Here is a 10,727-nt window from a genome sequence, read left to right on the forward strand (position 1 = left end):
CCAGCCGGACCGCCGCGCGCAGCCGCCGCACCGTCGGATGGTTGATCACCGGGACATTGTGGGGGCCGCGGACGCCGGGGGACAGCCCCGCGGGTGGCGGGCGGCGGGTACACCCGGCGACTACGTCGGAAGGATGACGCCGCGCCCGGGTCCGCCGGACGCGGTAGCGATGGTGCGGCGGACGGCTGACGCGGGCGCGGGCCGCCCGTTCGTACCTTCGTCCTCGTCAGCAGGCGGGCAACGACGAGGAGCGGGGACATGAGCGGCGATCCGGTGATCGAACTGAACGGGGTGAGCCGTCACTACGAGGGCGCCCGGGCGGCCCTGGACGGGGTCACGCTGAGCGTGCGGACGGGGGAGTCGGTGGCTGTGCTCGGCCCGTCCGGCAGCGGGAAGTCCACCCTGCTGAACCTGGTCGCCGGGCTGGACCGGCCGAGCGCCGGGACGGTCACCGTGGCCGGGGTGCGGGTGGACCGGCTGGGCGAGGCGGCCTCGGCCCGCTACCGGCGCGGCACGATCGGCATGGTGTTCCAGTTCTTCAACCTGCTGGACGACCTCACCGTGGCCGACAACGTGGTGCTGGCCGGCGAACTGGCCGGCGTCCCGCGCGCCGAGGCCCGGCGCCGGGCCGCCGAACTGCTGGAGAGCCTCGGCATCGACCGGCACGCCCGCGCCCACCCGGGCCGGCTCTCCGGTGGCGAGCGCCAACGCGTCGCGGTGGCACGGGCGTTGATGAACCGGCCGACACTGCTGCTCGCGGACGAGCCGACCGGGGCGCTGGACTCGGCCTCGGGCGAGGACGTCAAGGAGCTGTTCCGGGAACTGCACGAGGACGGGCAGACCGTCCTGCTCGTCACCCACGACCTGACCCTGGCCGAGGACTGCGCCACCCGCACCGTGCGGATGCGGGACGGCCGGGTCGAGGCGGACTCGGGTCCGGGGTCGACTTCGGGGCCGGACGTGGCTTCGGGTGCGGCTGCGGCCGGGGCTTCGACTGCGGGTACGGCTCCGGGCCCGGCGGTGACGGCATGAGCGCGCTCGGCAGGGTCGTCCGGGCCGGTGTGCGCAGGCGCCGGACGCAGTCCGTCGCGGTCGGGCTGGCCGCCCTGGTGGCCACCACCTGCTCCGTCCTCGGCGGCTCGCTGCTGGTCGCCTCCCAGGACCCCTTCGACCAGGCCTTCGACCACCAGCGCGGCGCCCACCTCACCGCGCGCTTCGACGGCGCCCGGGCGAGCGCCGACCAGCTCGCCGCCACCGCGCACGCCCCCGGGGTGGCGGCCGCCGCCGGGCCGTACCGCACCGTCACCGTCGACCCCGAGCCGGGCCCCGGCCTGGGCATGCCGCCCGGGGTGACGATGGGGCCGATGACCGTCGCCGGGCGTGGCTCGGCCGCCGTCGGCGTCGACAACGTCACCCTGGTCCAAGGGAGTTGGCCGCAGCAGCCGGGCGAGGTGGTGATCGACGCCGGGTACCACGACCAGCCGAGGGGCCTGGGCGGCAGCCTGCGGGTGCCCGGCCTGCCGGGGGCGCCGACCCTCAAGGTCGTCGGCCTCGCCCGCTCCGTCAGCCGTACCGCCGACGCCTGGGTGACCCCGGAGACCGTCACTGCCCTCACCGCGCCCGGCAGCACCCCCGGCTACCAGATGCTCTACCGCTTCAGCGACGCCGGCAGCGCCGACGCCATGGCCGCCGACCGGGCCGCCGTCACGGCCGCCGCCCCCGCCGGGGCGCTCACCGGCGCCCAGTCCTGGCTCACCGCCAAACAGGGCTCGGACCGCAACACCGCGCTGTTCCTGCCCTTCATGGTCGCCTTCGGCCTGCTCGGCATGGCGATGTCCGTGCTGGTCGCGGGCAACGTGGTGGCCGGCGCGGTGGGCACCGCCACCCGGCGGATCGGCGTGCTCAAGGCGCTCGGCTGCACCCCCGCCCAGGTGGTGCGGGCGTACGTCGCCCAGGCGCTGGTCCCGGCCGCCGCCGGCACCCTGCTCGGGGTCGTCGTGGGCAACGCGCTGACCGTCCCGGTGCTCGCCACCACCGGCTCGCTGTACGGCACCGACACCTCCGGCCTCGTCCCCTGGGTGGACGTCGCGGTGGCCGGCGGCACCCTGGCCGCCGTCGCGCTGGTCGCCTGGGCCGCAGCCGCCCGGGCCGGCCGGCTGCGCACGGTGGACGCGCTCGCCGTCGGCCGGACCGCGGGCGGCACCCGGCGGGACGTCCTGGCCGCCCGCGCCGCCGCACTGGCCGCCCGGCTGCCGCTGCCCAGGCCGCTCAGCCTCGGCCTCGCCCAGCCCTTCGCCCGCCCGGCGCGCGCGGCCGGAATGCTCGCGGCGGTGCTGTTCGGCACGGCGGCGGCCGTCTTCGCGGTGGGCATGGGCGGGACGATGAGCTGGGTGCAGGAGGCGAAGACCCGTGACGCGGGGGACGTCGCGGTGCACCCGGTCCGGCCGGACGGCCCGCCCGGAACGGCGCCGGCCAGGCCCGCCCCGGCCGACCGGGCCGTGGTCACCGCCGCACTGGACGCCCAGCCGGGCACCGCCGGGTACCTCGGCAACGGCACCGAGGACGTCACCGTCCCCGGGGTGGCCGGCGCCACCACGGTGACCGCCTTCGACGGCGACTCCTCCCGGGCGGGCTACAAGATGGTCAGCGGCCGCTGGTACCGGGGCCCGGGCGAGGCCGTCGCCCCGTCCACCTTCCTGACCGAGGCCTCCGTCAACCTCGGAGACCAGGTGACCTTCACGACCCACGGCCGGGCCGTCACCGTCCGGATCGTCGGCGAGGTCTTCGACCCGCACGTGCAGACCAACGAACTGCTCACCGACGCCGGCAGCTACCCGCCCGGAACGGCTCCGACCCCCGACTTCTGGTTCGTCAAGCTGAAGCCGGGCACCGACCGCGCCGGTTACGCCGCCGCCCTCACCGCCGCGCTCGCCCCGGCACACATGACCGCCGACACCGGCGGGCCGCACGGCTCCAGCGGCTCGATCGCCGCCCTGAACTCGCTCACCGCCACGCTCACCCTGCTGCTGCTCGTGGTCGCCGGGCTCGGGGTGTTCAACACCGTCGTCCTGGAGATCCGCGAGCGCACCCGGGACACCGGCGTCGCCAAGGCGCTCGGCATGACCCCGGCCCAGACCGTGGGCGTCGTCCTCGCCTCGGTCCTGCTGACCGGTGCCGTCGGCGGCGCGATCGGCCTGCCGGTGGGGCTGCTGCTGCACGGCCTGACGGTGCCCGCGATGGGCCACAGCGCCGGGCTGAACTTCCCGCCCGCCGCGCTGGACGTCTTCGGTACCCCGGCGCTGGTCCTGCTCGGCCTCGGCGGCGTGCCGATCGCCCTGCTCGGCGCGCTGCTCCCGGCCGTACGGGCGGCGCGGGCGCGCACGGTGGACGCGCTGCGGGCGGAGTGACGGCGGGGGCCGTACGGAACCGGACGCCCGGTCCCGTACGGCCCCCGCGGCTCAGGAGGCCCCGTGCCGCTCAGGAGGCCCCCGCGTCGTCCGCCTTCTGCTCGGCCGCCCGGACCCGCTCGGCGAACTCGCGCGCGTCGATCCGCTCGACCGAGGCCCCGTGCCGGGCGGCCAGCTCGTCCGCCGGGGCGGGCGAGGACTCCCGGAGCTCCACGGCGAGCAGCGCCCCGCCGTCCGGCACCCGGGGCGAGAGCATGATCAGCCCGGCGCCGCCCTCGCTCGCCTGGTGCTCCTCGGCCGCGTTGCCGAGCGCCGCGCCGGCCGCGAAGCCCAGCAGCACGCCGACCGGCCCGCCGAGCAGCCCGATCAGGCCGCCCAGCACACCCGAGCCGACGGTCGCCACCCCCGCGCCCCGGGTGAAGGTGTCCGCGACCTCCAGCAGCCCGTCGGCGCTGCGCTCCATCGCCGCCACCATCCGCAGGCCCGGCAGGTGCTGCGCCTCGTCGAAGGCCGGGCGCCAGGCGGCGGCCTCGGGGAAGGTCAGCAGGACGACGTTGTGCTGGTCGCTCATCGCGCTCCGATCGGGCCGGGGCCGGAGGTGGCCGGGCTTCCATCGTGACCCCCGGTGCGGGGCGCTGCCACCCCGGCGGCCTCAGCGCGGTTCGTCCGCCGGGTGGTTGAACACCGGCCCGAGGTCCGGCGGGAGGTGTTCGACGAGCAGGGCGACGGCCTCCTCCGGGGTGGCGGGCGTGCCGAGCACCCCGGCGCCGCCCTGGCCGCGGACCTGGTAGCCGCCGCCGTCCAGCGGCACGGCGAACGGCACGCCCGAGGCGGTCCACGGGGACGAGGTCGACAGGCTGAAGTGCAGGTCGTGGTGGCTGGTCCAGGGGAAGAGCCGGCCCAGCCGGGGCTCGGCGCGGGCGGCCTTCAGCAGCCGCACCAGGCCGTCGTGGCAGCTGCCGGGGCCGTGCCCGATGTCCTGCTGGAGCCACTCCCAGGACAGGACGATCCCCTCCCAGCGGGCCTTCACCGCGGCCTCGGGACCGATCGCGCGGGCGGCGGCGACGTCCGGCAGGACGGGCTTGGGCAGGGCGCCCCTCTGATCATCTGATCGCATGGTGAGCAGTCTGCCCCAGCGCCGCCCGGAACGGAGAGGATCGTCGAGTCGGGGCGGCTTCGCTGGTCGAACGTCAGTCAGTCCGAGGCATCCTGTCGGTCGATCAGATCATCGAGGCGGATTCCCTGCACCGGACTGTCGCTGCCGTCGCCGCAGGCTACCCGGCCGCGCCGCGCAGGCGGCGCCAGGTGCGGCCGACGGAGGCGAGCCCGGAGCGGCCGTCGGCGGGGGTGGCGGACTCCCAGGTGCGGGCGGCCTCGGTGAGGGTTTCCGCGGGTTCGGCCGGGGCTGCCGGGGCGTGGGGGGTGCCGGTCCGGGCGGCGCGGGCGGCGCGCAGGAGGTCCTCCGGTCCGAGCGCGTCGAGCCTCGTCCGGGCGTGGGCGAGCAGGGCGGCGCAGGCGTCGGTGATCGCGGGCTCGCCGAGCGGGCGGGCCGGCAGGCCGAGGCCTTCGGCCAACTGCCCTTCCAGGGCGGTGCGCAGGTCCTGGACGGAGAGGTCGCGGACGGTCAGTGACAGGTGGGCGGACAGGCCCCCGGCGCCGACCGCCCGGTGGGCGAAGCCGCGCGGGATGTAGAGCACGCCGCCGGGTTCCAGGACGCCGTGCAGGCGCAGCGGGGAGCGCTCGTCCTCGGGGAGTTCGCCGAGCCGCCAGTCCGCCGTCGTCGGCGCGTCGTGGACGTACCAGGTCTTGCGTCCGGCGGCCTGGAGGACGAACACGTCGGCGTCGTCGCGGTGCACGGCGAGGCCCTGGGCGCCGGCCGGGGTGACGAAGAAGAACGCCTCCACCCGCCGGTCGAGCTCCTCGGAGAGCCGCGCCACCAGTTCGCCGGTCGGACGGTGCCACTGGTCGACGCAGCGCAGCAGCAGGGTCGCCCCGCGGCGCAGCTGGGCGAGCACCTTCGCGCGGTCCGCGAAGCCGTGGTGCGCCGTGCCGTTGACGGTGCGCGAGGTGGTGAAGGCCTCCGGCGGGATGGTCACCTTGTCGGAGCGGACCATCTCCAGGTAGGGCGTGCGCAGCAGCCCGCCGTCGAAGGCGGCGTCGAGTTCGTCGAGGTCGAACGGCGAGGCGGGCGCGGCGGGCGAGGTGGGCGCCTCCGGGGCCTTCCGGGGGAAGAGCGCGGGCTCGCGCTGCCACTGGCGGCCGGTGAAGCCGTCGACGTCGCCGACCCAGTCGGCCAGTGTGGGCGATTCCATGGTGTGTCCCGTGGTGTCAGGGGTCTTCCGGGGCGGCGGGGGTGTTCCGGAGGCGGCGCCGGGGCGTCAGGCCCGGACCCGCGCCTCGAACCGTACGGCGAGCAGCGAGCGCAGCGGCACCTGCGCGTCCTGCCGCGGGCTGTGGACGACCAGCCGGTTGTCCAGGGCCGCGGTCAGCAGCTGCGCGGCCAGCGGCACGATCAGGTGCTTGGCCCAGCAGCGGGCGCCGTCGAAGCCGAAGGGCATGAACCCGGGCGTCTTCTCCGGGTCCGCGACGCCGTCCCAGCGCTCGGGGCGGAAGTCCAGCGGGTCGGACCAGTAGTCGGGGTGGCGGTGCATCAGCAGCGGGAAGAGCGCGACGTCGTCCTCGGGCCGGATCTCGGGGTGGAGTTCGGTGTACGCCGCGCCGCCGTTGCGGTAGAGCATCCAGGCGGGCGGGAGCAGGCGCAGGGTCTCCCAGAGGACGTCGGTGAGCTTGGCGCGGTGCTCCGGCCGGTCCCGTTCCGGGCCCATGAGCCACAGGGCGTTGCCGGCCAGGGCGGCCACGCCGTCGCAGAGGGTGGCCGTCGCCCGGCGGTACATCGCGATGGCCTGCTTGCGTTCCAGCGTCTCGTCGGCGCCGCGGATCAGTCCGGCCAGTTCGGTGCCCCCGTCCTGGTCGGCGGAGCCGGGCCAGGCGGTGACGGCGCGGTCGACGAGCCGGGAGAGGGTGTCGGAGCGGGTGACGCCGCGCTTCGACAGCAGGGAGACCGGCAGCGGGTCGTCGGAGAACAGCCAGCGGCGCAGGTAGGAGGTGCCCGCGTAGGGCCAGGAGCCGGCCATGCCGCGCGCCGGGGGCGGCGGCTTGCGGATGCCCGCCATGGCGTCCTGCCCCAGCGCGCGGATGGTGCGCGTCGCGCTGTCGTGGGGGATGTCGGAGCCGGCGGCGGGCTTGTAGACCGATCGCTCGGTGGAAAGGACGGGGCGGGCCGCGACGATTTCGGCCATCAGCCGGGAGTCCGAGACGCCGACCTTCGACGGGTCGATCCGGAACACCTTCTCGTCCCTGGCCAGCAGCTCCTGAATCCTCGGGGCGAACACGAGGGAACGGCTGCGCGCGGTTGCCGTCGCCATTTCTTCCACGGGAATCCGGCCTCCAATGCGAAATGGCAGGTCAGTGTGTTCGGCGTGGCGCGCGGAGGAATCCCGGACGCGCCGTGGCGCCGGCGGGGGCACGGCCGACCCGGCCCCCGCCAGCGGCTGGACACGTTAGATAACGTGCAGCACCCACGCGTGGTTCGCGAGGTCGTCGTTCTTCTTGAACTTCTTGACGAGCGCCTTGACCATCTTCATGACTAACTCTCCATTCCGGGGATTGGCGGGTGTGGCGAGAATGCCGCACCCGAGCCGTCAGAGATATTCGGCATTCCGTTGCCGGAGGCCGAACCGGTTGATCTGTTCATGGACACTAACCGAAACTTCGCCGCCCGGACACCCCCTCGGCAGAGGAATATGCGATCTCTTACGGGCCGTTGACGGCCTATTCGATGGCCGAATCGTTATAACCCCTGGATATCCCCGGGCGGGGGGGTCGGAACGGGAAAGCGAAAGGGCCCCGCGAAGTCGCGGGGCCCTGCTGCCTGCGGCAGTCGGTCGGTCGTGGGGCGTCGGTGTCAGTTGTAGGTCGTGGTGACGGTGACGCCGCCGAAGCCCTGCTGGGCGTAGAGGCTGAAGAAGACGTAGCCGGCCGGCGGGTTGGTGATGGTCAGGGTCTCACCGTTGCCGCCGGTGGCGGACTTGGCCGTGGAGGAGCCGGTGGTGGCCCAGGAGCCGGCGTTGTAGTAGAGGTCGGCGTTGCCGGTGCCCCCGCTGGTGGTGATGGTCAGCTGCTTCACGCCGGCCGGCAGGTTCAGGAAGCTGTAGCTGTAGTTCCCGGTGGTGGCGGCGACGTTGTCGCGGCGGCAGTTCTTGTCGTACTGCCGGGCGTCGGTGGCGGTGCAGAGCGGGGCCTTGGGCTGCTCGGTGGTGGGCAGCGAGCCGCAGTTGTCGGCGGCGCAGGCCTTGAGCCAGGTGGCGAAGTCGGCGTCGTACGCGGTGCCGATGGTGGTCTTCAGCAGCGTGCGGGCGCCGTTCCAGTCACCGGCGCGGTACTTGGCGAGCAGCGCGTCGACGTCCTGCGGGTGCGACTGGAGCATGTAGCGGACGGCCAGGTAGCCCCAGTTGTAGATCCGGGTGGAGTCCGCGTTGTCGTAGGTGGTGTCGAACAGGGTGCTCAGCGCGTAGGTGCCCTTGCCGGCCTGGGCGACCGCGTCGTCGTAGTGGGCGCCGCGGTAGCTGTAGGAGACGTACTCGGCGAGGCCCTCGACCCACCAGATGGTCGGGGTGGTCATGCCGGCCTCGAAGTCGCCGTACATGTCGTAGCGGCCGTCGAGGTAGTGGGTGTACTCGTGGTTGAGGTTCCAGATCTGGAACTGGGGGCGCAGCCAGGAGGCCTCGTGGGCGATGAAGCGGGCCTGGTTGCCGACCGTGGCCGGGTTGCCCTCCTCGTACATGCCGCCGTTGTCGACGTCGATCTTGTACATCTCCCAGGCGTACAGGCTGTAGTTGTAGTAGTCGTCGAAGACGACGACCTCGAGGTTGGTGTTGTTGTCGTTCGGGACCGGGCCGTTGTCCTTGACCACCTTGTGGAAGAACGCGTCCTGGTTGACCAGGCTGGTGCAGGTGTCGGCGAGCTGCTGCGCGGTCATGTCCTGGGCGCGGATGCGCAGGTTGGCGTTGCAGGTGTGGTCGACGGTGAGCACCAGCGGCACGAGCTTGGCCGGGACGTCACAGGTGCCGTAGTAGGAGCAGTTGCCGGCGTCCTTCTTCTCCGTGAACCAGAGCAGGTTCATGGTGAGCGGACCGGTGTTGCCGACCAGCGGGTAGCGGTTGATCAGGTCCTTGACGATCGGCCGGCCCTGGGCGCGCAGCGCGTCGTTGGCGACCAGGTTGCCGAGCTGGATGCCGATCTTGGTGACGGTGTCGCCGCCGTTGAGCTGGCCGCTGTTGCGGGTGACGAAGGACGACACGGTGGTCGCGAAGGCCGGGTCGGCCTGGAGGGCGGAGACGAACTCCGGCAGGTCGAAGCCGCGCTCGATGACGGTCTCGGTGTTGGCCACGGCGGTGGCCATCGTGGCGGGCCAGCTGCCGGTGTAGTCGTTCAGCAGCCGCTTGACGACGCCGGTGTAGCGGGCGTTCTCCTGGGCGCTGTCGATCAGGGTGACGGCCTCGGCGAGGGTGGCACCGTTGGCGTCGGTGGCGTCCTTGCTGTGCGGGGCGGCGTAGAAGGCGTCCAGCGCACCGCGGATGGCGGTCTGGAGGCCGGTGCCGTACGGGCCCACGACGTCCTTGTTGTACCACTGCACGTAGTAGCCGGCCCGCAGGAAGAGCACCAGCTGCCCGGCGGAGGTGGAGTTGTCGCCGGGGTAGGTGGCGGCGGTGTCGCGCAGGGCGTTGGCGACGGTGACCATCTGGGCCTCGTTGAAGGCGCCCTTGGCGTCGTTGCCGGTCAGCGTGAACAGGGTGTTGACGCAGTCGAGCCCGGCCCCCTTGACCTGCTGGACCAGCGCGGCACCGGACTTGCCGGTGAAGGCGGAGACGTCGCAGGCGGCGGCGGTGAGCGCCCGTGCCGACCTGGCGGCGCCGACGGTGCTGCCCGCCGTCGGGGCGGTGGCCTTGGCCTGCGGGTCCGAGACCAGCGGACGGGCGTCCTTGGGGGTGTCGGGGGACTTGGGCACCGGGATCGTGCGCGGTGCGGCGGTCTGGCCGGCCGAGGTGGCGGGCTGACCGGCCGGGGCGGCCGCGGGGGCGGCGGCCTGCGCCGCGGGTGCGAACAGGCCGAGCGAGAGGAGGAGGGCGGTGCCGAGCGCAGGGAGTCTGCGCGCGCCGTCCTTCGCTATCGAGGAGGGACGCATCTGTGGGGGCCTCCGGGGCCGTTGAGGGTGGGGGTGGCCGCGCTGCGTGGGGCGCACGGGCCTTGCTGTGTGACATGTAAAATGGCACAACGGCGAACACGGAGGGAAGCCCCGGGAACGGATTGCCGGTCTACGAGACCGAAACGTTGCCGGAGGGGCACCGGTGCGGCGGAGTGACGGGCCGCCGGGGTGACGGGGCGTACGGGCCGGGCAGGCCGGACGGGTCGGGCGGGCGGGGCGAGTCGGCTGGGCCGGACGGGTGGTCAGCGGCGGTCATTGTGCCCGACGGGACGTGCGGGAATAAGCAGGAGCCCATGCTTCGTTCTTGCAACTGATACGCAATAGTGTTGTCCCGGCACGATCACCACCGTTCAACCCGCCGAAAGGGGCCGTGTCCTGATGGGCACCTACACGCTTCCCGACCTGCCGTACGACTACTCCGCGCTGGAGCGGGCGATGTCGGCCGAGATCCTGGAGCTGCACCACTCCAAGCACCACGCCGCGTACGTCAAGGGCGCCAACGACACCCTGGACCAGCTGGCCGAGGCCCGCGACAAGGAGCAGTTCGGCGGCCTGGTCGGCCTGCAGAAGACCTTCGCGTTCCACCTGTCGGGCCACGTGCTGCACTCGCTGTTCTGGCAGAACCTCTCGCCCGAGGGCGGCGACCGCCCCGAGGGCGAGCTGGCCGACGCCATCACCGAGCACTTCGGCAGCTTCGACGCCTTCAAGAAGCAGCTCACCACCGCCACCACCGGCGTGCAGGGCTCCGGCTGGGGCATCCTGTCCTGGGAGCCGCTCGGCCAGCGCCTGATCGTCGAGCAGGTCTACGACCACCACGGCAACGTCGGCCAGGGCACCACCCCGCTGCTGGCCTTCGACGCCTGGGAGCACGCCTACTACCTGCAGTACCGCAACGTCCGCCCGGACTACGTCACCCGCCTGTGGGACGTCGTCAACTGGCAGGACGTCTCGGACCGCTTCGCGGCCGTCAAGAGCGCCTGACCCGGTTCGGGTGACGGAGGGCCCCGGACCGCCGGCTGGTGAAACCCCTGGTCAGTAGCGGTCCCAGGGCAGTT

8 protein-coding genes are annotated in these 10,727 nt (G+C 73.5%); 3 read left to right on the forward strand and 5 right to left on the reverse strand.

The annotated features are described in order from the left end of the window. Positions 1-258 precede the first annotated feature (258 nt). Positions 259-1,032, forward strand: a complete 774-nt coding sequence (locus tag ACFU7Z_RS27040; protein WP_380780224.1) for an ABC transporter ATP-binding protein — start codon at positions 259-261, stop codon at positions 1,030-1,032. After that, positions 1,029-3,407: an FtsX-like permease family protein gene (locus ACFU7Z_RS27045; RefSeq protein ID WP_380780226.1), complete on the forward strand. Its 2,379-nt coding sequence runs from the start codon at positions 1,029-1,031 to the stop codon at positions 3,405-3,407. Before ACFU7Z_RS27040 ends, ACFU7Z_RS27045 begins: the two co-directional genes overlap by 4 nt. Before the next feature lie 70 nt (positions 3,408-3,477). Here the strand turns inward: ACFU7Z_RS27045 and ACFU7Z_RS27050 are convergent, their stop codons facing one another. The 5 genes from ACFU7Z_RS27050 to ACFU7Z_RS27070 form a co-directional block, all read right to left on the reverse strand. Further along, positions 3,478-3,978 (reverse strand): histidine kinase, encoded by a 501-nt coding sequence (locus ACFU7Z_RS27050; protein WP_380780228.1) that lies wholly within the window; start codon positions 3,976-3,978, stop codon positions 3,478-3,480. An 81-nt stretch (positions 3,979-4,059) separates the two neighbouring features. Then, a complete protein-coding gene (locus ACFU7Z_RS27055) occupies positions 4,060-4,524 on the reverse strand; it encodes a DUF6193 family natural product biosynthesis protein (protein ID WP_380780230.1) in 465 nt (154 codons plus the stop codon). A gap of 157 nt (positions 4,525-4,681) precedes the next feature. Further along, positions 4,682-5,719: a JmjC domain-containing protein gene (locus ACFU7Z_RS27060; protein ID WP_380780232.1), complete on the reverse strand. Its 1,038-nt coding sequence runs from the start codon at positions 5,717-5,719 to the stop codon at positions 4,682-4,684. A 66-nt stretch (positions 5,720-5,785) separates the two neighbouring features. Continuing rightward, positions 5,786-6,832, reverse strand: coding sequence for a cytochrome P450 (locus tag ACFU7Z_RS27065; RefSeq protein ID WP_380780234.1), 1,047 nt, complete (start codon positions 6,830-6,832; stop codon positions 5,786-5,788). A gap of 539 nt (positions 6,833-7,371) precedes the next feature. After that, positions 7,372-9,651 (reverse strand): M9 family metallopeptidase, encoded by a 2,280-nt coding sequence (locus tag ACFU7Z_RS27070; RefSeq protein ID WP_375874845.1) that lies wholly within the window; start codon positions 9,649-9,651, stop codon positions 7,372-7,374. Between the two features lie 399 nt (positions 9,652-10,050). Here ACFU7Z_RS27070 and ACFU7Z_RS27075 point away from each other — a divergent pair, with 399 nt between their 5' ends. Further along, entirely contained in the window at positions 10,051-10,653 is a 603-nt protein-coding gene (locus tag ACFU7Z_RS27075; protein WP_049649981.1) for a superoxide dismutase, read from the forward strand. Positions 10,654-10,727: the final 74 nt, after the last annotated feature.

Source organism: Kitasatospora sp. NPDC057518 (genome assembly GCF_042802075.1).
Classification (GTDB): Bacteria; Actinomycetota; Actinomycetes; order Streptomycetales; family Streptomycetaceae; genus Kitasatospora.

Excerpts from the sequence above, each read along its gene's own strand:
- ACFU7Z_RS27040 (WP_380780224.1), top strand. The coding sequence starts at position 259 with ATGAGCGGCGATCCGGTGATCGAACTGAACGGGGTGAGCCGTCACTAC.
- ACFU7Z_RS27045 (WP_380780226.1), top strand. The coding sequence starts at position 1,029 with ATGAGCGCGCTCGGCAGGGTCGTCCGGGCCGGTGTGCGCAGGCGCCGG.
- ACFU7Z_RS27050 (WP_380780228.1), bottom strand. The coding sequence starts at position 3,978 with ATGAGCGACCAGCACAACGTCGTCCTGCTGACCTTCCCCGAGGCCGCC.
- ACFU7Z_RS27055 (WP_380780230.1), bottom strand. The coding sequence starts at position 4,524 with ATGCGATCAGATGATCAGAGGGGCGCCCTGCCCAAGCCCGTCCTGCCG.
- ACFU7Z_RS27060 (WP_380780232.1), bottom strand. The coding sequence starts at position 5,719 with ATGGAATCGCCCACACTGGCCGACTGGGTCGGCGACGTCGACGGCTTC.
- ACFU7Z_RS27065 (WP_380780234.1), bottom strand. The coding sequence starts at position 6,832 with ATGGCGACGGCAACCGCGCGCAGCCGTTCCCTCGTGTTCGCCCCGAGG.
- ACFU7Z_RS27070 (WP_375874845.1), bottom strand. The coding sequence starts at position 9,651 with ATGCGTCCCTCCTCGATAGCGAAGGACGGCGCGCGCAGACTCCCTGCG.
- ACFU7Z_RS27075 (WP_049649981.1), top strand. The coding sequence starts at position 10,051 with ATGGGCACCTACACGCTTCCCGACCTGCCGTACGACTACTCCGCGCTG.